The following is a 23,640-nucleotide window of genomic DNA, read 5'->3' as shown; positions in this document are numbered from 1 at the left end:
AGGCGCGCCAACCTGCCGGAGCGCTTAAAGCGTAGCGCGCGAAGGCAATTTGGCGCGCTGAGCAGCTCAAGGCAGAAGCACTGCTTCTGCGCTGCGAAGACGTGAGCGCGCTTAGACCGCGCGAACGAAACATCTCATTCAGGGCGAAAAATCTCGAATCTCCACCTTACTTATCACTATAGAATTGCAGCAAAAGTTCAAAGCATAACAGCGATGAGCGCAGATACAGCTAGAACAGGCACGAACGGGATTTTATTTTGCACATTTTTAGACTTAACGCGGAAAAATCGCCAGCAGACTCTAGAGCAGATTTTCCACACTAAAATCCAAATTAATCCAAATATTCCGACTGATGCAAACCAGTAGATTATGCAATCAAATCCAAATAGCGCCAAAGCTTGAGCGATCATAGAAGCGCATGTAACATCGCCAAATCCAAGTGCTCCGCGCACGCAAAGTTTTTGCACCAAAACATAGATTGCAAAAACTGATACTGCACAAAGCCATCCGCGCAAAAGAAAATTAACATTATGAAAAGTAATCAGCGAAAAAATAAGGTTTGCTGCAGATTGTGTAAAAGCAGCTAGTACAACCCAAAGTCTAGGCACAATGCGGCTTGTTAAATCCGTTGCGCACAATGCAATCATGCATATAAGCGTTGGCGTTGTAAATAAACACGCGATAATAAACTGACTCATTTGATTATGCTAAATGCGCAAAAACTGCGAACGCAACAAATTATGCTCAATGTGGTTAAAGGCTTTTTGTAATTACGCAAATACGCAAAGTGAAGTAGAGAATCTCGGTGATGAAAGATACGCAAAAGTCCTAAATATTCAGAAGGTTTGATGTATTTCTCTACGAGCAATAAAAGAGGAGCGTAGCGACGGGATTTGCGAGGAGAGAAATACTCAAACCTCGCACAACGCTAAATAGGAAAGCGCACTACGCTTTAAGCGAAAAGGCAGGTCCTGTCGTTCGCACGGATTAGCCGTGCGAACGTCTTCGCCGCGCAGAAGCAGTGCTTCTGCTCTAAGCGGCTCAGCGCGCCAAATTGCCTTCGCACGCTACGCTTTAAGCGCTCCGGCAGGTTGGCGCGCTAGTTAGCGTTTTCGTTGGAACGCTTATACTCGTCGCGAATCTTTAAGAAATCGTCGTAGTTATCCGCAAACTTAGTTTCGCCTGTCTTTAAGTTAGTAGTAACAAAATAAATCCATGGACCATTTGCAGGATTAAGAGCCGCCAAAATCGCGTTATCTCCAGGAATGCTTATAGGAGTAGGCGTCAGCCCCTTGTGAATCCTAGTGTTGTACGGGTTGCTTGCATCGTCTAGCTGCGATTGCGTAAGGTTAATCGCCTTAATCCCAATTCCGTACGCAACCGTAGTATCCATTCCCAAAGGCATGTCTTTAGCTAAACGATTTAAGATTACGCGCGAAACTTTGCCGTAGTATTCACGATTATTGACTTCTGCTTCTGCAATGGAAGCAATTTTAAGAACTTTTTGACGCAAATCACCCTTAGGAACGCCTAGAGAATCAAGCTTTTCAATGCGCTTATCTACCATTTTTGCCAATATCTTGCTAGCTGATTTAATGGCTTTTACGTTGTAAACTCCAGGCTCCAACCATCCTTCAAAGCTTCCGCCCGCCTCTGGCGGCAAAATCCCCTCGCCGTCCGCTTTTTGAATCGCGTTAAATTGAGCAATGTCAATTCCCGAGATTTGTGCAGCCTTGCGAATAACCTCCGTTGCGCGCTCCCCTGCTTTAACGTCTAAGAATCCACCAGCCTTGCTTTGGTCGGAAAGAATTTCCACTACGTCCATTGAATTCATGTGTTTTTTAAGCGCGTAAATTCCTGGGTACAAAATCTTGTTATTTGCTGCAACAATATTAGAAAAAGTGGATTGCGACTTTACAACCTGCGCCTTAACAAGGTTATTTCCCACTTCTACAGATCCTTGACCTGGTTCAATCGTAAATTCAACGAACCCACTTCCAGGACCTGGCCAGTCTTCCATAATTGACGACTGACTATTGTTTCTTACATAAACTGCAACTCGATATAAGCCGTATCCAACAACAAATAGCAACGCAAAAACTAGCGTAAGAATAAATGCGATTATGCGATTCCGCTTGTTTCTGCGATTTTTACGCGCAGTTCTTGCTTTTCGCGATTTTGGCGGAACAGGAGGATTGGATGAATTGTGACTCCATTTAGCGTTTTGATTGAAAAAATCGTCTATATTCTCACTCATTAAACGCTTCCTTTCTGATGGAGTTACTTTGCGAGTCACTTTGCGAGTCGCCTTTTACATTTTTGCAAGCATTTCTGTAATCGTCAATCGCAGATTGCAAAATCAACACTGCCGATTGCTGATCAACCATTGGACGATGCTTTTTAGTGGAAAAATCAGCATCTAACAATTGCCTATGGGCAGTAACTGTTGTTAGTCGTTCGTCGTTAAAAACGATTTCTGGAATAAAATCAAGCGACCAATCGCCATAATCAAAAAGCGATTTAATGCGCTTGGCTAAATTAGCACCCCATCTGCGCGCTTTTTTAGCAGACTTTCCTTCGGATCCATCTAACTGTAAGGGCAAACCAACTACGACTCGGCTCACACTATTGTCTTCTATAACGTTAATAACGTCTTCAATCGCATTAAATGAGTCGCCATAAGCTTGAATATTACCGATTGGGTGCGCAAAAGTCAGCTCAGGGTCGGACTTAGAAAGTCCAACCCTGGCATCTCCTAAATCAACGCCAAGCCAAATCATACGAAAACTCTAACTTATTAATTCGGCTCGAGTGTTAAACATCTTAAACATTCAACCTTTTGACTATAGCTTCAAAACTTCGGCTTTCACGGCCTCGAGTGCTTCATCAATCTTAGAAGCATCCGCACCGCCACCTTGAGCAAAGTCTGGCTTGCCGCCGCCACCGCCGCCAAGCACCTTGGAAGCTGTACGCACCAAGTCGCCAGCCTTAGCGCCAGCCGAGCGAGCTGCATCGTTAGTAGCAACAGCAACCATTGGCTTATCGCTCTCGTTTACACCGCACAAAGCTACAACTACTGGCGCATCTTCGCCCAAGCGAGAACGAACGTCAAGAACAGTCTTGCGCAAAGCGTCGAAGGAACCGAAGTTTCCAACATTCTTTACAGCAAGCTTAATCTTTGAGCTGCTTTGCTTAGCTGCATCAACTAATTCTGGAACAGCCTCATTAAGCTGGGATTCGTAAACAGAAGCAAGCTTGCGATCGGAATCCTTCATCTTGTTAAGCAAAGACTCTAAGCGCTCAGCCAATTCGTCTGGACGCGCATTAACCATGTCTGCAAATTGAGCAACCAAAGCATGCTCGCGAGCGCCATATCGGTACGCTTCTTCGCCGCAAAGCGCGTCGATTCTGCGCACACCAGAGCCAATAGAAGACTCAGAAAGGATTGTAACCATACCAATCTTGCCAGTGCTCTTAGCATGAGTACCGCCGCAAAGCTCGCGGCTCCAGCCATCGCCAATCTCTACAACGCGAACAATATCGCCATACTTTTCGCCGAACAAGTGCATTGCGCCAAGCTTGAAAGCATCGTCAATCGGCATCTCTTTTGGAACAACTTGCAAGTCTTCGCGAATACGCTCGTTTACGCGAGCTTCTACGCGTAACAACGCATCTTTATCAACAGCCTTTGGCCATTGGAAGTCAAAGCGCAAACGATCTGGATCTACTACCGAACCGCGCTGAGTTGCCTGCGGGCCAAGCTCTTCTCGCAAAGCCTTGTGAAGAGTGTGTGTAGCAGTGTGGCTTCTAGCCAAAGCAGCACGGCGCACCTGGTCAATATTTGTGTTTACAGGAGCACCAACGCTAAGAGTTCCTTCAGTAAGTCGGCAGCTGTGAACAATCAAATCCTTAATCGGACGCTGAACATCGTCAACTTCCAAAATCGCGCCGTCATCGGAAATAATCTCGCCCTGATCAGCAATCTGACCACCGCGCTCAGCATAGAATGGCGTGCGATCAAGAATAACTTCAACGTTTGCAGGAGCGCTAACACTTTTAACAGCACCCTTACCGGCTTCAACAATCGCCAAAACGTTTGAACGGCTGGAGAAGTCTGTGTAACCGAGGAAGTCGATTGGCTTTTCAAGTTCTTTCTTAATGTCGTCGTAAACGCTAACATCCACATTGTGACGCTTCTTCAAAGCATCCGCGCGAGCGCGACCTTTCTGCTCGCTCATAAGCTCGCGGAACTTAGCTTCATCAACCTTAACACCCTGCTCAGCAGCCATCTCAAGAGTCAACTCGATTGGGAAGCCGTAAGTATCGTGCAAAGTAAATGCGTCGGAGCCGCCAACAATAGGGTCATCCTTGCGTTCTTTCTTAGCTTTTTCAACAGCCAAGTCAAGAATAGTCGTACCCTTTTCTAGAGTGCGGCGGAACGCATCTTCCTCACCGTATGCAGCTTCGCTAACCTCGTGGAAAGTGTTATTAAGCTCTGGATAGCTTGGCTCCATAGCGCCCTTAGAAACTGGGAACAAGGTTGGCAAAACTGGGTCTTGCACGCCAAGCATGCGCATTGCGCGAACAGTTCTGCGAAGAAGACGGCGAAGCACGTATCCGCGGCCAACGTTGCTTGGACGCACGCCATCGCTCATAATCATCAACGCGGAACGCACGTGATCTGCTACAACGCGGAAACGAACATCCGCATCGGCGTTGCTGCCGTACTTTACGCCGCTAAGTTTTTCTGCAGCTTCAATAACTGGATAAACTTCGTCAGTCTCGTAAATGTTTTCCTTGCCTTGCATAAGGTAAGCCAAACGCTCCAAACCAGCGCCTGTATCAATATTCTTTTGATCAAGCTCACCAACAATGTGCAAATCGGTCTTAGACTTTACGTTGTCTACCTGGAAGTTCTCAAAAACCAAATCCCAAATCTCAATAAAACGAGATTCGTCTGCAGCAGGACCGCCATCCTTTCCATATTCTGGACCGCGATCCACGTAAATCTCGGAGCATGGGCCGCCAGGGCCAGGGCCACCAGTAGTCCAGAAGTTATCTTCCATGCCAAAAACTTGCATGTGCTCTGGATCAAAGCCCTCATTCTTCCAAATTGCGCGAGCTTCGTCGTCGTCGGTATAAGTAGTAACCCACAGCTTTTCTGGGTCAAAACCGTAGCCGCCCTTATCTTGAGGAGTTGTTAAAAGCTCCCAAGCGTAGTGAATTGCTTCTTCCTTAAAATAGTCGCCAAAACTAAAGTTACCAACCATTTGGAAGAAGGTACCGTGGCGAGTTGTTTTACCAACTTCGTCAATATCGAGCGTACGTACGCACTTTTGGTTAGACGTCATTCTGCGAGAAGGAGGCGTTTGCTCTCCTAAAAGATAAGGTATGAATGGAACCATGCCTGCAATCGTGAAAAGCGTCGTTGGATTTGGAGAAATCAGCGATGCAGAAGGCACGACCATATGTCCATGATTACCAAAATAGTCAAGATAACGCTTTGCAATTTCTGCTGTGCGCATGGGTACGAACTCCTTTTTTATTTATCAGACTTAGTATAAGACTACTTAGTAACTACTTAGTATAAGACTTGTTTGTAAACGAATCGTCACGCTTATCAGCATACTTACTAGCATACTTAGAGTTAAGCTGCGACTCGTGGGCTTTTCTGCTGGAATTAAAATCATTGTACAAAGACAGAATCGTGCTTAAAGTAAGATTTTTTGGATCTTTATCGAAGAAGAAATTCCTAGCGTTTTGCGGGAACTTTTCCTTAACGTACGCGCGAGCTTTTGTAACAGACATAACTCCCATTACAAAACCGATGCAAATCCAAAATAAACGCTTAAACATCACTCCCCCTTAGGCGTAAACGACTCGCCAGAATTTGCCGCATCCCTAGCGGAAGATTCTGCTGCATCCGTTGGAACAGTAGCCTTATTAAAGAACGCATTAAAAGTGTCTTTAAGCGCGTAGCAAGCAGATGCAATTTTAACAACTGGCTTTCCAAGAAAAGCGCCATACAAATCCGTAAGAGCGCCAACATTTGTAGCTGTAGTGCGAGCAGCATCTGTAACGGCATTAACGTCTTCAAGGGTTTTGTTCACTTGTTTTACTGTGGTAACAGATTCGTCGATAGCAGGTAAAGCGTGCTCGCCCGATTCCTTAACAGTTTGAGAAATCTGATTGAACATTTTACCCAGCCGAATAAGCGGATAAATCATAAATCCCGAAAGCACCGCAAACGAAATCGCCGCAATTAGAGCAGCAATGTCTCCAACGCTCATCGTAACCTCTTTCCTGCTGTTTTACACACGACTACCCACGCAATGTATTAAAAGATTAACGAAGAGTCAAGACTCTTTTTGTAAATTTAGCGAACATTTTTTGCGCAAACTAATCACATTTACTCGTTATATCCCTTAATTGTTATAGCTTGATCAATCGTCTCTGCTGTGTTGAAATCAAGGCGAGTTACACTTCCATTTTGCGGGCGCTCGCTTAAATCGTAACCAGCAGGCGCAAAACGATGCATAAGGCTTAAAAGCGTGTTTCCGTGGGAGATTTGCAAAACGTTGTCTCCGTCTTTTAACGCTGGATTGCTAGCGATTATTTTGAAACCGCCTTCAACGCGCTTCCAATACTCAATATCTGACTCCGCATCGTGGAATGGGTCGGCCTCTTTAAGCATGTCTCGAGTTGCAGCAAGACCAAATTTTTCAACGATTTCGTTATACGTTTTTGCTCCGTGAGGCGCGCCTGCAGCCCACCAAGCCATATTCATATCTTGGCCTTCAAAATAGCCGTAGCATTGCTCACGAAAATGCATATCGCTTACAAGATGCGGACGAATATGCGTATGCTTTTCGTTTTCGCTTAAAATACGCTCAGCTGTGATTTGCGCACGAGTTGTATCGGAGCAATATGCGGCAGCAAAAACAACGTTCTTAAGCTTTTGAGCTGCTAAATCGGCGTCTTTGAGCCCTTTTTGAGTTAGTGGAGAATTGCTCCATCCTTGCAAGCGATTGTAGCAATTAAACATGGTTTGGCCATGACGAACTAAATAAAGATGCAACAACATAACTTAATCATCTCACTTTTTGAGTAAAACGTGTAAAAATCAGAGCAATCAAGACTGACTAAACAAATTAAGACAAGACTAATCACAACTAATCAAGTCAGACTAATCCAAGTCAACATCTCCTAATTCTTGGAATCTGCTTGCAATCAACTCTGGAGTAGTATCGGAAATCCAAGATGCCATCCCTGCTTCCGACCCAGCCAAATACTTGATTTTATTAGCATCTCGCATAAACGAGAAGAATTGCAAATTAAGGCGATAATGCGAGCGGCGAGAATCATGCACAGGGGCTTGATGCCACGCTGCAACGTAAGGCAAATCAACGAAATCGCTGGAATTTGCATCACTCGCGCCAGAAGATAAGTCGAAAGCAGCCGAACTTGCAAACGATTTAGCGCTCGAATCGCCCGCGTTTGAAGACGATAATCCAAAGAACTTATTAGCACGCTTAAGAAGTGTTATGTAGATTTGCGCCAAATCCCAACGCTCTTGGTCGTCAAGCTGATCCAAAGTAAGAACGTCTCTAACAGGAGCAACATGCACCTCTAGCGGCCATCGAGCAGCAGCTGGAACATACGCAACCCAACTGTGATTATGCATAATCACACGCTTTTTAGCTTCAATCTCTGAATTCATCAAATCCTTAAGAAGATTGCTGCCAGTGCGCTCAAAATAAGCCTCAGTGTGGCGCAACTCCTGCTCTAACCTAGGAGCAATAAACGGATACGCGTAAATCTGACCATGAGGATGATGCAAAGTTACGCCGATTTGACTGCCGTGATTTTCAAACGGATAAATTTGCTCAATTCCTTCGATTTGGCTAATTTCTGCGGTTCTAAACGCCCACGCTTCAACAATCGTGCGCATGCGCAAAACAGAAAGATTAGCTGGAAGCATATTCTCGTTTGAACTAAAGCAAATCACTTCGCATCGACCAGCTGCAGGAGCCTGCTTCCACAATGGATTTCCGTCAACGTATGTTGTTGTATTTGGCACGCCTGCAACCTGAGCCATAGCTGGATAGCGGTTTTCAAAAACAACAACGTCATAGTCTTCGTCTGGAATTTCGCCATCTTGATACTCGCATTGCGCTTTTCTGCCAGCAAATGGGTCGATTCTTGATGGCGCAGAACCTTCTGCAGAATCCGCAGAATCATGATTATTTGAATCCTCACCAAGAATCGCAGCTGGCCGCTTTGCCCACAACCTAGACATAGGAATCCAGTCTCCTGTAAGCGGATCTTGGCGCATTTGCGGAACTTCGCTAGGAACTTCGTTGCCTTCGCTATCAACATGCGAAGTAAAACGATACGCCAACTTTCTAGGGTCAATCAGTTCCCTTGTTTTGTGGCCGCTAACGTATTCTGGATTGTCATCTATGTAGAAAAAGTCTCGCCCGTCGGAAAGTTTTGTTGCTGTAATGCGCATATGCTCGCGCGCGTAAGTTCCAGGGCGATACAACTTATACGGATACTCGCCGCCAAAATCGCGAATCGGAGATTGCGTTGCGTGCGGCGGCTCTTGCGGCGTAATACCACTTAAAACCGCAGGTACTGCAGGCATTTGCTGAGTTACATACAACGAATCGCGCACATCGGCAGCAGCTTCTCCTTCGGCTTGAGCTACAAGGCTACTAAGCGAAGAATCCCCAACACCCGTGCTTGTAATCTTGCTCATAACCGTTTCGTTTGCGCCGCTAGCTTTGTTTCTAGCACGAATCGCGTTAACGTCTATTGCATCAAAAGCATCTGTGTCTTCTAGACTTTTTTCGACTTCTCGTTCATCTGCCTTCTTATGCACAGAAGCATCATCAATCTCGAATCCTGCAGCAGCACCACCTTCAAAGCCGCCGCCTGGGCCTGCAAATCCAGCCGTAGTTGGAATATTATGCAACCCGTCAATCTTTTTAGGCTCTACCACAAGACCACCCCTTCAAAAGTGTTATTGTTTAGCGCGTCTTTTGCGTGTTTGTTGATTGCGCATGCGGCAAGTTGTTGTGCTTTTAGCGCATTCGCTTTGGTATTTTGTTGAGACATCTTTGACTCCATCGTCTCTTCTACTCTCTAGTCTTCTTTTATTGCGTATTCTGTTTTACTTGTATTTTGTATCTTCTTTTATTCTTTTATATATTCTTTTGTATCTTAACAACACGCTTTAGACGCTTAGTTACCTATTATATATTTTCTGATTCAACACTCGCACAATGTTATATTTTGTAATATAACGGGCATTAATGTAATTATTATATGTGATTTTGTTTTATTATTAAAGCGTTTTGTTGCATAATGTTCGGTTACTTGCGACCTTTCCCTAACAAAAGTTAATGCGCACCAACACACAACCAGCTTTTACGTAGTTCATACTGATTTTATACAAATGCACTACGATTCGTGCAGTATTTTCCGCACTTTGTAGCTCTAAACAGCGTGTTGAACAACAAAACGCGGAAAAACTTCCGCACTTTGTAGTCCAACACACCAATCAAAATACAAAACACGGGAAGAATAGCAAATAAAACGCATTGACCCCCACTATGCAATGCACAGCAGGGGTCAAGCGGTATGTCCTTAAGAATGAAATCCAGAATTTAGCGAGCGTAGTACTCGACGACGTACTGGATGTTGACTTCAACTGGAATCTGATCGACTTCCGGCTTACGAGTCAAAGTAGCCTTCAAAGAGGCAAGATTCACATCGAGGTAACCAGGAACTGCTGGCAAAACGTCACGATGAACGCCTTCAGCAGCCATCTGGAATGGCACCATTGTCTGGCTCTTAGCGCGAACCTGAATGGTCTGGCCTGGCTTAACACGGTAAGATGGGCGATCAACAAGATTGCCATCTACCAAGATGTGACGATGCACAACAAACTGGCGAGCTTGAGCGGTTGTACGAGCAAAACCTGCGCGCAAAACCAAAGCATCAAGACGGGTTTCCAAATCAGTGAGCATTGCGTCACCAGTCTGACCTGCAGTGTGCGTACCCTTTTCGTAAGCTGCACGAAGCTGCTTCTCGGAAAGACCGTACTGAGCGCGAAGACGCTGCTTCTCGCGAAGACGTACTGCGTAATCGGACTCGGTACGACGACGAGTGCGGCCGTGCTCACCTGGAGCATATGGACGCTTCTCGAAAATACGCTGAGCCTTTGGGGTCAAAGCGATGCCGAGGGCGCGAGAAAGACGCACCTGACGGCGAGAACGCTGAATATTAGTCATTACTAATCCTTTATTCTGTCGTTATCTGAACGGAACGTGAACCAAACTTTTACGATTATTCACGCTGAGCCGGCCTCTCCAGTGCTTCTTCGTGTAAACACACGAACGCGAAAGCATTAAAACGCTTAAATAACGCCATAATTCTTGCGCGCCGACCCACTGATGGGCTAAGGCTCCAGATAATGCCTACGAAAAATAGGCATCGTTCCCTATACTACTCCGCGCCGTAGAATATACGCGACGACCTGCCTTTGTGCTTGAGCGTAGCGCACAAAGGCAATTCGGAGCGCTGAGCCGCTTAAAGCAGAAGCATTGCTTCTGCGCTGCAAAGCGCTCTGACTGAGCTTGAAATTGCATAGCGCGTTTCAAGCTCCTTCAAAGCGTGATTTGGCTCAAATGTAAAGTCCAGTGGACTTTACATGCCAAATCAGCCGAGCGGCTACTAATAGCCGCGAGGAATAGCGCGGCTAATCCGCGCGAATGCTTTAAGCTACAAAGTACGGAAACGGTTGACGCTTTTTGTACGTGATTTAGGCCAAATATGGTACAAAGTGCGGAAATGGTTGACGCTTTTTGTACGTGATTTAAGTCAAATATGGTACAAAGTGCGGAAATGGTTGACGCTTTTTGTACGTGATTTAAGTCAAATATGGTACAAAGTGCGGAAATGGTTGACGCTTTTTGTACGTGATTTAGATTAAATATGGTACAAAGTGCGGAAAATCGCTCTCGCGTTATGCTTTAAGCGCTCAGTCAAAGCGCGCGCGAAGAACGCCAGAGTCCATTGCGTAAACACAGTCAGCGCTTGCAGCAACCGATTCATCGTGAGTCACAACTAAAACAGCCGCTCCAGAAGCCGCACAATCGCGCAGCAAAGACACAACAGTTTGCGTGTTTTGCGAATCCAAATCGCCAGTAGGCTCGTCCAAAATCAACAAACGCGGCTTATTAATCAAAGCGCGCGCAATCATAACGCGACGCATTTCTCCGCCAGAAAGCTCGCGCGGATAGCAATGCGCAAGATCGTCCACGTTAAGTTGCTTAAGCAAATCCATAGCGAAGGAATTTAAATTCGCACAATCTTCTGTCTCAAGTTTTTGCGTAAAATCGCCTACTCGCTTAGAAGAAGCACGCGCAATCATAACAGGCAAAATAACGTTATTTATCACATTCAAATTAGCAAGCAGCGTCTGCGATTGCGTAACAAAACCAATGTTTTTTGCGCGAATCGCAGAAATTTGCTCGTCGCTTATAGAAGACATCGAAATATTGCATCCAAAAATCGTAACACTTCCGCGCGTAGGCTTTAAAAGCCCTGCAATCATGTTTAATAGAGTTGACTTTCCATTTCCAGACTTGCCCACAATCGCCGCAAAGTCGCCAGCTTTAAGCGAAAAATCAACATTGTCTACAGCAATAAACTTGCGATTTTTGCGCTTAAATTCGCGAGTAACGTTTTTAAGATTTACGACTAAATCGCCTAAATCGTTACTAACCACTTTATTCGCCATCTTACTCGCCATCTCTTAAAGTCAAATACGCTTCCCTGCTTGCGATTCGCCCAACAATAATCGCAGAAGTTACCAAAACACTAGCAAGCGAAAACGCTACAGAAATCGCAGCAAGCGCGCACACAAGCCAAACATTCGATTCCAAGTACGGCAATTGTAACTGGCTAGAAATCGCAATATTGTATGGGAACAAAATAAGCGAAGCAAACGCAACGCCAATCACGCCACCTGCAACGCCAATCACAGCCGATTCGCGCGAAATCATGACAAAAAGCATGCGCTTATTTGCGCCCAAAATCCTCAATGAAGAAAATTCCCTCTTGCGCTCCGATGTAGATGCCGCAAAAACGCACACAAGAATTAACACGCCCACAGCCCAAAACGCAAAAACGCCAAGGAAAATCGCCTTGTTTAGCACCTCTAAACTCTTTTTAGTCTGCTCTGTAATTCCGCCTGGAAAAACCATTCCAAGACTTTTAATTCCGCTAGTTTTACGAATATTTTCCGCAACACTCTTAGCGCTAAAACCCTTGCGAACTTTTACAAGAACAGCACTAACGGCCTTGCGCGCGTATTTTGCAGGAATCGCAGTGTGCCCAACTTTAGAAGAATACTTAACAACCGCTGGAATCGTGTCTCTGTTTACAAACACTGAGTTATCTAGGCTAGTGCCCGTTTTAGCAAGTTGCGCAACAATCGGCCATTCGTGCCCATACAAGCGAACCGTGTTTTGGTAAGAAACAAGCACATTTGCGCCTGCAATCATCTGACCTTTTTTAAGCTCGTTTTTGTGTTGTGAATAAATCCATGGCGCGATTACAAAGTCACTCGTAGGGTCAAAACCTATGATTTGCAACTTTTCCGCGCAGCATCCAGCAGATAGAGAAGATATGTAAGTTTGCATGCTTGCTTTTTCAACGCCTTTTGATTTTCGCACAAAATCTTCAATATTGTTCGTAAAGTAAAACGTGCTCGATCCGCCATTAGTTAGCAACGCTTCCGCGCGATTGTATGTGTTTTGCGGAATCACCATAATATCCGCGCCAAGGCGAGCGCGCATGCTATTTAGGCCGTTTGAAAGATTTAGGGAGATTAGCGAGCCGCCAAAAAACACTGCAGCTAGGCACGCGGAAACCACGATTAACGCGGCGGTTCTTAGCGGCTTTTGCTTTAGGTTTTCTAGCGGCAATCGCTTTAATGTAATAGTGTGCATAGTAAATTACTTAGATACACACTAGCAAGCAGACTTAGTATCGAGATACACGCTAACGGATGCAAACACCAACGCTAGTACAGATAACACAATCAACGTTGGACGCATAACAGATGCGCAATGCATCATTGGGCTTTTGCAAACACCAATAAGGAATGTTGTAGTAGCAATCATAAACAGAGAGTTAGCAATTACAGCAATATTTAAGCCAGCGCGAACGTGTTCTTTAACAAATAGCGCAATAATGCCTAGAATCGCTATAACAACGCCAATTCCAATAGCCACGCGGCTTGTGTAGTAGCATGTCATAGGTTGCATCATCATAGGCATTTTAGCCATTTTAGACATTTTGCCCATGCCACCAGTTGAGCATGGTTTTGCAAATGTTAATGGCGCTATAGCAATAAGAATTCCAAACACAATTGCGTGAAGCGATGTGAATAATTTGTTCTTCATAATAAATACCTCATTAAATCTAGTTATTATTTTTTAGTGTTGCTTTTTGTTTAACGCAACACGCTTTACGGCACTCACATTTGCAAGCGCCACGCCTTTTAAATCTCGTTTATAACTACAATCGCAAATATTCAGAACTTAATCGACTTCCCCTTGAGTCTAAAATCTTGAACATTTGCAGTTTTTACTTTTATTCTTTTTTACTTTTATTCTTCTTACTCTTATATTTTTCTTGCGCTTATATTTCTCTTACTCTTATATTTTTTCTTATAGCTTAATAGAAAACAAGTCTTGAATATTTTGTTTTAGTGTATATAATCACGCACTAGTTATAACAATATTACAATTAACAATTTAAAGTAATCTTCAATAAGATCGCATTATTTTAAGTGTAAAATTTATAAAACGAAAAATTTTACAATTTCTCAATCGGAGCAACTCTTAGCATAAGTCGCTTTACGCCATCCGAACCAAAGTCAACTGTAATAATTGAGTTTCTGCCCTTGTCTTGTGTTTTAAGAACAGTTCCAAGGCCGTATGTGTCGTGCGAAATTTTATCGCCTTCATGAAAATCGTTGATGTTTAGATGATTGTCTTTTTCTTGCAAACTTTGCTTTTTGTAAGATAATGACGATGCTGACGATTGCAAATTTGAGGTGGACGATTGACTTTGGTACGATGCGCTTGATTTTCTTGCGATTCGCGTGGTGACTTTGCCAGATTTTGAGCCATACGACTTGCCGTATGAGCTGCCATACGAACTAGAACCATACGACTTTGAACCACACGACTTGCCATAAGACTTTGAAGAACCATATGAGCTGCCATAATGCGATTTGCTGTAGCGAGATCCGCTATAACTCGAGACTCCGTAAGTTGTGTACGAATCGTCGCTCCAACCGCCGTCGCTTCCAAAATCGTCGGAGAAATCGCCAGCAAAATCGCGGTCAAAATCTCTGCCTGCTCCCCTTAGTCCAGCTCGCATAACGGCCGCTTCTGTGCGTTTCCAGCAAATCAAATCCGCAGGAATCTCGTCCAAAAACTGGCTTTGAATCATCTCCGCAGATTTGCCCCATTGAGATCGCTCAGCTGCCCAAGTAACGTACAAAATCTTCTTAGCACGAGTTATGCCAACGTATGCAAGACGACGCTCCTCGCAAAGCTCCTTTTGATTGTCAACACAGCGCGAATGAGGAAAAGTGCCCTGCTCCATTCCAGTCAAAAACACAACAGGATACTCCAAGCCCTTAGCTGTGTGAAGCGTCATAAGCGTAACTTTTCCAGTATCTTCGCCCTGGTCTGGAAGCTGATCCGAATCAGCAACCAAAGCCGTAGTCTCCAAAAAACCAGCAACATTAGCATCAGGCGTATTCTGCTCATACTCGGCTGCAACCGATTGCAATTGAGACAAGTTATCTACTCTAAATTCGTCTTGAGGGTCCTTAGACTCTCGCAAATCCTGCAACAATCCGCTTTCGTTAAGCACGTTCTCTACAACCTTAGAAGGCTTGGAATCGTTAGCTTTCATAAAGTCAATAAGCGAAGTCATAAGATCCCTAAAACTCTTAAGCGCGTTAAAAGTCCTAGATGAAATACCAATTTGCTCCGCAATCTTATCTATTTGACTAAGAGCAGACCAAAAACTTATAGAATTTTCTTTTGCATAAGACGTAATCTGCGACTCAGCACGCGCTCCAAGACCACGCTTTGGAACGTTCAAAATTCGGCGCATATTAACATCGTCATCAGGGTTTGCAATCGATTGCAAGTAAGCAAGCGCATCTTTGACTTCGCGGCGCTCGTAGAACTTAGTTCCGCCAACAAGTTGATAAGGCAAGCCAGACTTAATAAGCGCATCTTCTAAGCTACGCGATTGCGAATTTGCGCGATACATAATCGCAATATCCGAGTAGTTTACGCCATCTTCACTTGCCAAACGCGCGATTTCTTGAGCAACCCACATTGCCTCGCCTTGCGCGTTATCTGCTACGTAGCCGACGATTGGCGAACCTTTGCCTAAAGATGTCCACAACTTTTTAGGCTTGCGATTAGTGTTGTTAGAAATCACAGCATTTGCAGCATCCAAAATGGTTTGCGTAGAGCGATAATTCTGCTCCAACATAATTGTTGTAGCGTTTGGAAAATCCTGCTCAAAGTCTTGAATATTGCGAATATCTGCACCGCGGAAAGCATAAATCGACTGGTCGGAATCGCCAACAACCGTGATTGAAGATTGCGGAAGTTGAGTGGAATCTGGTGAAGCTGCGAAATCTGGTGAAGCTGCGGAAACTTGTGGAACTGCGGAATTATCACCCACACCTGCATCACCCACACCTGCAAGCTGGCGAATCAAAACGTATTGCGCGTGATTTGTATCTTGATACTCGTCAACCAAAATGTAGCGGAACTTTCGCTTGTAATACGCGCTAACTTGCGGATTTTGGCGCAAAAGCTTAACCGTTAGCATAATCAGATCGTCAAAATCAACAGCATTCGAAACGCTAAGCCTATTTTGGTACTCCGCGTAAACAGCGGCGTAAAGCGCATCGGCATTGCCAGCAGCATTAAAGCTAGATGCGCCAGATACAGACGCGCCTGGCTTATAATCTGGTGCGTAATTTTTAAGATTTTCCTGCCATGTAACCAAATTATTTTTGAAATCAGATATCTTAGACAATAAAAGTTTAGGCGTAAACTTTTTAATATCTATGTTCAATTCGGAGGCAATGATTTTAACAAGACGCTCGCAATCGGAAGAATCATAGATAGAAAAGCCTGATTTTAAGCCGATTGAATCGCCATGAGCGCGAAGAATTTTAACGCAAGCAGAATGGAAAGTAGAGACCCACATGCTATTTGCACTATTGCCGATTAAGCTCGCCAAGCGCTCGCGCATCTCCGCTGCCGCCTTGTTTGTAAACGTGATTGCAAGAATTTGGCTCGGCCACGCTTTGTGATTAGCCAAAATCCACGCGATTCGGCGCGTAAGAACACGTGTTTTGCCGCTGCCTGCGCCAGCTCCGATTAAAAGCGCGGGGCCAGTGTATTGGACTGCCTTGGATTGCTGGGGATTTAAGCCTTCTAACAGTGTTTGAGGGTTGATTTCGGGGAGGTTGGAAGATTGTGCGGATGTTTGAGCGTATTGGACAGCGGCAGAAGATTGAGCTGTTTGGGAAGATTGTGCGGAATTTGAATATTTTGCGGAAAAATCGAAAGCCGCCGTAGAAGCAGAAACTTCGCTCGTCATATCTTCATTAATAGGAGCATCACTAATAGGGGTATCACTAATAAGAGCATCACCAGTGAAGGCATCGCCAATGGGAGCATCACTCTGCTCGTCGAAAACTTCATTAATAGTAGCATCGCTCTGCTCGCTGGCAGCTTCTGGATTGCCAAACAAATCAAAATCGTAACCGTACTTGCTCAAAAGCCACTCTCCCCCGTGTTCCAAATCGCAAAAATTAAACTCTAACCAATTTTAACGGACGGCAGCCAAACACAAATCGTGCGTTTTGCACTGTACGCATTACGCAAATCTGTAGTGCGATTGTACCTAATTTCGGTGTTTTTTGGTACAAACGCACTACATAAACATGTAAAACTGTAGTGCGATTGTACCTAATTTACGGCGTGTCGTTATACAAACGCACTACAAGGCAGGTACTGTCGTTCGCGCGTTACAGCGCGCTCACGTCTTCGCTTGCGTTGAAAGCACACCGTGCTTTCAACCTTAAGCAAGCTCAGCGCTCCGAATTGCCTTCGCGCGCTACGCTTTGAGCGCTCAGGCAGGTCGGAGCGCGGTCAAAGCGGGGGGTAAGCTATACAGATACCGCTGCACACGCAAAATACGCGCAATTTGAAAGGAATAATCGTGCAAGAACTTGAAGAACGCATCCAAAAAGAAGGCATTGTTAAGCCAGGAAATGTTTTGAAAGTCGACGCATTCCTTAACCACCAGTGCGATTGCGCGCTTTTTGACGCAATGGGAGCCGCTTGGGCACAGCATTTTCAGAACACGCAAATCAACAAAATCCTAACAATCGAGTCTTCGGGAATCGGAATCGCGTGCGTTGCTGCGCGTCATTTTGGAAACATTCCAGTGGTTTTTGCAAAGAAAGCGCAATCAATAAACCTGGATGGCGATCAATACGTGTCTACCGTATTCTCGTTTACAAAGCAGCGCGAGTTCCCTGTAATTGTGTCTAGAAAATATTTGAGCGCAGACGACCGCGTTTTGATTTTGGACGATTTTTTGGCTAATGGCAAGGCTTTGCAAGGGTTGATTGACATTTGCAATCACGCTGGGGCCACGGTTGCTGGCATTGGCATTGCGATTGAAAAAGGCTTCCAAGGCGGCGGAGACGCGTTGCGCGAAGCTGGATATGACTTGGATTCGCTGGCGATTGTGGAGTCGATGGATCCTAGCGATGGCTCAATCACATTCCGCAAATAGCGATACTTTCGCATTTTATACCACACGATACTTCCGCATTTTGTACCAAATTCAGGCCAAAACACGTACAAAAAGCGGAAAAAATTGACGCACTTTGTACCAAAATCAACCCAAAACACGTACAAAAAGCGGAAAATGCGAAAAATGTGATTGTGCGCAAATTGTGAAAAAATTAAACATAATTCTTCACAAATCGCAATTTTGCGTAAAAATACGATAAAGTAGTTCGGTTGGTGTTTGAAACCTATTACTCTAAATGTGCTAGTTTTCAACATGCAATTTTTAATAATTTTCAATAAGATAGCTTGATCAAGATAGCTTTAATCGGCTAGTTTTCAACTGATTGGCGGCTAAACGTATGAGTGATGTTGTGATTGTAAGCGCAGCGCGCACACCGATAGGCAAATTCGGAGGCGCGTTGAAGTCGCTCACATCTGTTGAGTTAGGAACAATCGCAGCAAAAGCCGCAATCGAACGCGCAGGAATCAGCCCAAAATCCGTAGATCAAGCGATTTTTGGCAACGTACTTCAAGCAGGCAGCGGTCAAAACGTTGCGCGCCAAATCGCCCTTAGATCGGGGCTTGACGAGTCAAGTTGCGCAATGACAATCAACGAGGTTTGTGGGTCTGGTCTTAAAGCCATTCGCCTTGCGCAGTCGGCGATTTGCATGGGAGACGCACAAGTCGTAGTTGCTGGCGGCACGGAAAGCATGAGCAACGTGCCGTTTTACGCGCAAAACGTGCGATTTGGTGGCATTCGCTACGGCAACAGCGCGCTGGTTGATGGACTAAAAAAAGACGGTCTTTGTGATGCTTTTACTGGCAAAGAAATGGGCGTTACTGCAGAAAACGTGGCTGCAAAGTTTGACATAACGCGCGAGCAGCAAGACGCTTTTGCACTAAAATCGCACCAGAAAGCCGTTTTTGCGCAAAATAACGGCGATTTTGACGCGGAGATTGCTCCCGTGCAGCTTGCGGATGGAACTTTGATTAGCCGAGACGAGCATCCGCGAGCCAACACTTCTATGGAGAAATTGGCTAAGCTTAAAACGTTGTTTGAGGCGGATTTTGGAACGCGCGAAGCTGATGGAATGCGTGGAGCGAACTGTGGCTTGAGTGAGGCGGATTCTGGCAGTCGCGAAACTGGTGGAATGAGCGAGGCAGATTCTGGCACAAAACACTCGCCTACCGTAACCGCTGGAAACGCGAGCGGTATCAACGACGGCGCAGCAGCACTCGTCTTAATGAGCAAAGACTACGCAATCGCGCACGGAATCGACTATTTGGCAGAAATCGTGGGATTTGCCGAGGGCGGAATCAGCCCAGATCTTATGGGATACGCGCCAAAACACGTTATGGAGCGCATGCTAAAAAACACGGGCTACACCGTTGAAAACATTGACCTTTTTGAGATTAACGAAGCGTTTGCTGCGCAAAGCATAGCCGTGTGTCAGCAGCTGAACATAAGCGAAAACAAGCTGAATGTAAGAGGCGGCGCGATTGCGCTCGGTCACCCGCTTGGCGCTAGCGGAGCCAGGATTTTAACAACACTTCTTTACGCGCTTAAAGACAATCACATGCAAAACGGCGTTGCAGCGCTGTGCGTGGGAGGCGGAATTGGAGTGAGCATGCAAGTTAGGATGCGAAAGTAGACGTAGCAATGCGATAAGTGCGGAGTGTGCGTATACAAATGACACAACTTACGGAGTGTCGCGACACGCACGAATTGTGGCAGAATGCATACGGAGTGTTGAGACACGCGCGGTTGCTGGCGACGAATATGGCGGCTGCTTACGATTCGCGGTTGCTGCGACTTTAATCGCGTCAATCGCATCAAAGAGACATTGCAAAAGTGAAAAACGTAAAAATGAAAATCGTGAAAATAGCGCAAAAAATGGAGAAACATGGCAGCTTTTCGAGAATTAAGCGTAGAACAGCGCATAAAAACGCTGAAATCAGAGTGCGCGCTTAGCGGCGATTTTGCGCAACTTCTGCTCGAACAACTCGCGCAAAGCAGCGAAACAAACATTCCTGCAAGCGTTGCAAACAGCATGGTCGAAAATCAAATCGGGCGATTCAGCCTGCCAGTAGGCGTTGTGCGCGGCCTAAAAGTAAACGGAGTTATGCGAAACGTGCTTATGGCTACAGAAGAGCCGTCCGTAATCGCTGCCGCATGCAACGGAGCAAAAATCGCGTCAAAAAGCCTAGAAAACGGCGTTGTTGCACTCAGCGAGCATTACGTTACGCGCGCGCAAATCGTTTTTGAAGATGCGGACGGAAGAGTGGCCAAAAAACTAGATAACATAATGCGCGACGAGTCAAAACGCGCGGCGATTAGTGAGGTTGCGCGCTCCGCACACCCATCAATATACCAACGCGGCGGCGGATTAGAACGCGCGCAGGCGGCGGCGTTAACAGGCTTCGCCAAGCTAACACTAGACATAAACGCGTGCGACGCAATGGGGGCAAACATTGCAAACACCATTGGCGAAGCTGTTAAAACCCAGCTGGAGAGCTGGGTTGGGCGCAAGGCGCTGGTGGCAATTCTTGCCAACTCCAGCCGCGCGGCAACAGTCGCCGAAGTGCGCATACCCGTAGAAGCGCTTGTGCCTAGCGCAAAAACTGCCGCAGCTGGAGATGCCGACGGCATGCGCCTTGCGCGCCGCATCGCCGCCTTAAGCTCCCTGGCCGCCGTAGACGCGGAGCGCGCTGCAACACACAATAAAGGAATCCTAAACGGAATAGTGGCTGCAGCACTCGCATCGGGCAACGACACGCGCGCATTGCAAGCCGCCGCGCACGAATGGGCTGCAAAATCTGGCCGCTACATGCCTCTTTCAACGTGGACCTTGCAAAATAACGACCAAATCCTTTACGGCCGCATCGAAATCCCGCTGCAAATCGGCACAGTGGGAGGCGCAATCGCCTCACTCCCAATGTCAAAAATCGCGCTGCACCTTGCTAAAGTCAATAACGCCAACGATTTTCGAAACGTTCTAGCAGCCGTAGGACTCGTGCAAAACCTGGCGGCTCTTCGCGCACTCGCAGGCCCTGGAATCCAAGCTGGCCACATGCGCCTTCAGGCCGCAAACATCGCTATAGCTTCTGGAGCGCGCGGGGACGAAATTCAAAAGGTTGTGCACGCGCTTCTAAACGAAAATTCTTCCGATTTGAACACGAATTCTGCAAGAATAATTCTTGATGATTTGCGCAAGCGCAGGAACACGTAAAACCGCAAAAACGCGCGGTTAATGGCCATTTTTCCGCGGAAAAGTCGGAAGCTTCCGCGCCGTAAAATTTACACCACTAAAATTACACTTAAAAAAATCGCACTTAAAAAAAAATAGGAAACCATGAGCAACACACAAAAAATACCGAGCAACACACCCAGCACGCCCCAAATTCCGCCAAAAGTCGGTATCGACCGTATAACTTTCGCAACCCCAAATTGCTACCTAAGCATGCGCGACCTTGCGATTGCGCGCGGAATTGACCCTAACAAATTCACAATCGGAATCGGCCAAAGCCAGCAAGCAGTGCCGCCAAATCATCAAGATATCGTAACGCTTGGCGCTCAAGCTGCTCTGCCACTGATGCCGTCCATCGACAGCAACCGCCTAAAAATGGTGATCGTTGGTACAGAAAGCGGCGTCGACGCCAGCAAATCCAGCGCGCTCTACATTCACAAATTGCTGAACATTAGCGAGTGGGTGCGTTGCGTGGAAGTAAAAGAGGCGTGTTATGGCGGAACTGCGGCGCTTATGATGGCTCGTGATTACGTTTTGGCGCACTCTGGCGCGCAAGTTTTGGTGATTGCTGCAGACATCGCGCGCTACGGCGTTGGCACTCCTGGCGAGGTGACGCAAGGCGCTGGTGCTGTGGCGATGCTTGTAAGCGAGAATCCGCGCGTGTTGCAAATCAACAACGACAGCGTTGTAAAATCGGCGGAAATCCAGGATTTTTGGCGGCCCGTATATCAAAGCACGGCTTTGGCGCGCGGAAAGTTTTCAACCGAGCAATACATTCGTATGTTCTGTGATGTGTGGCAGAAATACAGTGCGGAAAACGCCTGCAATTTCAACGATTTTGAGGCGATTTGCTTCCATCTTCCGTACACAAAAATGGGGCTTAAAGCGCTTCGAGCTGGGCTGGAGGAAAATTCTGGCGTGTTGCACGCATGCGATGGCGCGCCGCACTCATGCGATGGCGTTTTACACACAAATGACGGCGTGTTGCGCGCAAATAACGACGCGTCCCTTACAAGCGATACTCGCGAACGTCTTCTTGCGCGATACCAAGACAGCACACAATACAGTCGCCGAATCGGAAATATTTACACTGGCTCACTCTATTTAGGCTTAATTTCTTTACTTGATTACGATTATTTTAGGAATTCTTGCGATTCATCAGAGTCTGCTGGCGATTCGTCTGCGGTTGCTTGCGATTCGTCCTCCGCAACGCACACAAACGAATCGCCGACGCGCCTGTCTCCCCTACTCCCAGGTCAAAAAATCGGCTTATTCTCTTACGGTTCAGGCGCTGTAGCAGAATTCTTTAGCGCAACACTTGTTCCAGGATGGCGAAGCGCGCTGTTTTCCAATCAGCACATAAAAACATTAAACAATCGCACGCAATTAACCGTTTCGCAATACGAGGAGATGTTCAACAGCGCAGCGCCTTATTCTCCGCAAGATTTTGTAAGCAGCCAGAAGAATCGAAGTGGCGCGCGATTCGTGCTTGACTCCATCAAATCTCAAGAGCGCAACTATCGTTCTATCTAGCTGTAGTGCGATTGTACCTAATTTCCGTGTTTTTTGATACAAACGCACTACACAAACAAACAAAACCGTAGTGCGATTGTATCTAAAATACGGCAGGTCGTCGCGCAAACGCACTACACAAACACGTAAAACCGTAGTGCGATTGTACCAAATTTCAGCATTTTTACATACAAACACACTACACAAACAAACAAAACCGTAGTGCGATTGTATCTAAAATACGGCAGGTCGTCGCGCAAACGCACCACAAAATCATTAAAAATAGCCTTTAACCACATTGATAAAAATCTATTTACAAGAAAAACGTTGCCACTTATTATCAGTCTATGAAAAATAACAATGTTCTATACAACACAGAGACATCTTGTAGAAATACAGATATCCCTGCCAGACTCATGAACAATTTACTTGAGTCGGAGCGAAATAATTCATGCCTAATGGCCTCAAAAGTCAACTCTCGCAATAATTTGCGTCCTAATTTCAAATCTGGAAATTTAGTTGAACCGTATCGCGGTCTATATGTAAGAACTGAAATTTGGAACAACATGCACTACAAGGACAGAGTTAGATTTGTTGCTACGGGAATTTCACAAAAAATAAAGATGAAAAAATGGAAATTCACAGCATCAACTGGCGCAGCATTGCTTGGACTGGAAGTTGTTGCACTACCAACAACACATGCCAACAATATAGAAATTTTTATAGCATGTAGCAAAAAAGCTAAGCGCAATCATGAGATAAATATGCGCAAAATCAAAAATCCTGTGTTGCGAAATCAGATTAAAAAGATTGCAATTCAAGATATTATTAAAAATCAAAACGGAATTTATCTAGATTCAGATGCTGACAATTTTAATAAATTAGATGAGAATACGAATTTTTTGACAGCATCGTCATTTGGGCATATTGCGACTGATGAAGAACTTGCT

At 45.6% G+C, this 23,640-nt stretch carries 18 protein-coding genes and 1 pseudogene; 6 read left to right on the top strand and 13 right to left on the bottom strand.

Annotated features, from left to right (window positions below):
• Window positions 1-197: 197 nt before the first annotated feature.
• The 13 genes from NYP69_RS00095 to NYP69_RS00035 form a co-directional block, all read right to left on the bottom strand.
• Window positions 198-647 carry an A24 family peptidase gene (locus NYP69_RS00095; RefSeq protein WP_004131957.1) on the bottom strand — a complete coding sequence of 150 codons (450 nt, stop codon included), beginning with the start codon at window positions 645-647 and terminating at the stop codon, window positions 198-200.
• Window positions 648-1,099: 452 nt separating this feature from the next.
• Window positions 1,100-2,257 (bottom strand): endolytic transglycosylase MltG, encoded by a 1,158-nt coding sequence (mltG, locus tag NYP69_RS00090; RefSeq protein ID WP_115761579.1) that lies wholly within the window; start codon window positions 2,255-2,257, stop codon window positions 1,100-1,102.
• Entirely contained in the window at window positions 2,250-2,780 is a 531-nt protein-coding gene (ruvX, locus tag NYP69_RS00085) for a Holliday junction resolvase RuvX (protein ID WP_004131952.1), read from the bottom strand. Before ruvX ends, mltG begins: the two co-directional genes overlap by 8 nt.
• A 63-nt stretch (window positions 2,781-2,843) precedes the next feature.
• A complete protein-coding gene (gene alaS / locus NYP69_RS00080; protein ID WP_473410429.1) occupies window positions 2,844-5,525 on the bottom strand; it encodes an alanine--tRNA ligase in 2,682 nt (893 codons plus the stop codon).
• Window positions 5,526-5,577: 52 nt separating this feature from the next.
• Window positions 5,578-5,856: a hypothetical protein gene (locus NYP69_RS00075; protein WP_020757849.1), complete on the bottom strand. Its 279-nt coding sequence runs from the start codon at window positions 5,854-5,856 to the stop codon at window positions 5,578-5,580.
• On the bottom strand, window positions 5,856-6,290 hold the full coding sequence (locus tag NYP69_RS00070; RefSeq protein ID WP_473410428.1) for a DUF948 domain-containing protein: 435 nt from the start codon (window positions 6,288-6,290) through the stop codon (window positions 5,856-5,858). Before NYP69_RS00070 ends, NYP69_RS00075 begins: the two co-directional genes overlap by 1 nt.
• A 119-nt stretch (window positions 6,291-6,409) precedes the next feature.
• Window positions 6,410-7,084 (bottom strand): histidine phosphatase family protein, encoded by a 675-nt coding sequence (locus NYP69_RS00065; RefSeq protein WP_101889425.1) that lies wholly within the window; start codon window positions 7,082-7,084, stop codon window positions 6,410-6,412.
• Window positions 7,085-7,186: 102 nt separating this feature from the next.
• A complete protein-coding gene (gene galT / locus NYP69_RS00060; RefSeq protein WP_101889426.1) occupies window positions 7,187-9,004 on the bottom strand; it encodes a galactose-1-phosphate uridylyltransferase in 1,818 nt (605 codons plus the stop codon).
• Window positions 9,005-9,671: 667 nt separating this feature from the next.
• Entirely contained in the window at window positions 9,672-10,298 is a 627-nt protein-coding gene (rpsD, locus tag NYP69_RS00055; protein ID WP_004113375.1) for a 30S ribosomal protein S4, read from the bottom strand.
• A 749-nt stretch (window positions 10,299-11,047) separates the two neighbouring features.
• Window positions 11,048-11,809, bottom strand: coding sequence for an ABC transporter ATP-binding protein (locus NYP69_RS00050; RefSeq protein ID WP_422112723.1), 762 nt, complete (start codon window positions 11,807-11,809; stop codon window positions 11,048-11,050).
• Between the two features lies 1 nt (window position 11,810).
• Window positions 11,811-13,022: an ABC transporter permease gene (locus NYP69_RS00045; RefSeq protein WP_119529230.1), complete on the bottom strand. Its 1,212-nt coding sequence runs from the start codon at window positions 13,020-13,022 to the stop codon at window positions 11,811-11,813.
• Window positions 13,023-13,043: 21 nt separating this feature from the next.
• Entirely contained in the window at window positions 13,044-13,478 is a 435-nt protein-coding gene (locus tag NYP69_RS00040) for a DUF4418 family protein (RefSeq protein ID WP_102704705.1), read from the bottom strand.
• Window positions 13,479-13,893: 415 nt separating this feature from the next.
• Window positions 13,894-16,905: an ATP-dependent helicase gene (locus tag NYP69_RS00035; RefSeq protein ID WP_473412801.1), complete on the bottom strand. Its 3,012-nt coding sequence runs from the start codon at window positions 16,903-16,905 to the stop codon at window positions 13,894-13,896.
• Window positions 16,906-17,349: 444 nt separating this feature from the next.
• Between NYP69_RS00035 and NYP69_RS00030 the strand changes: the two genes are divergently transcribed.
• The 6 genes and pseudogenes from NYP69_RS00030 to NYP69_RS00005 all read left to right on the top strand — a co-directional run.
• Window positions 17,350-17,931: a xanthine phosphoribosyltransferase gene (locus NYP69_RS00030; protein ID WP_004574671.1), complete on the top strand. Its 582-nt coding sequence runs from the start codon at window positions 17,350-17,352 to the stop codon at window positions 17,929-17,931.
• A 358-nt stretch (window positions 17,932-18,289) separates the two neighbouring features.
• Window positions 18,290-19,582, top strand: a complete 1,293-nt coding sequence (locus NYP69_RS00025; protein ID WP_119529228.1) for a thiolase family protein — start codon at window positions 18,290-18,292, stop codon at window positions 19,580-19,582.
• Window positions 19,583-19,658: 76 nt separating this feature from the next.
• On the top strand, window positions 19,659-19,856 hold the full coding sequence (locus NYP69_RS00020) for a hypothetical protein (protein ID WP_004574673.1): 198 nt from the start codon (window positions 19,659-19,661) through the stop codon (window positions 19,854-19,856).
• A complete protein-coding gene (locus tag NYP69_RS00015; RefSeq protein ID WP_116285637.1) occupies window positions 19,835-21,160 on the top strand; it encodes a hydroxymethylglutaryl-CoA reductase, degradative in 1,326 nt (441 codons plus the stop codon). The genes NYP69_RS00020 and NYP69_RS00015 overlap by 22 nt, the downstream gene beginning before the upstream one ends.
• A 123-nt stretch (window positions 21,161-21,283) precedes the next feature.
• Window positions 21,284-22,711, top strand: a complete 1,428-nt coding sequence (locus tag NYP69_RS00010) for a hydroxymethylglutaryl-CoA synthase (protein WP_116285635.1) — start codon at window positions 21,284-21,286, stop codon at window positions 22,709-22,711.
• A 326-nt stretch (window positions 22,712-23,037) separates the two neighbouring features.
• Window positions 23,038-23,640 (top strand): annotated as a pseudogene (locus tag NYP69_RS00005) (hypothetical protein); the annotation flags it as partial.

Source organism: Gardnerella sp. c17Ua_118, assembly GCF_055804255.1.
Note: the sequence above shows the minus strand (reverse complement) of the source record. Positions and strands in the feature narration are given on the sequence as shown.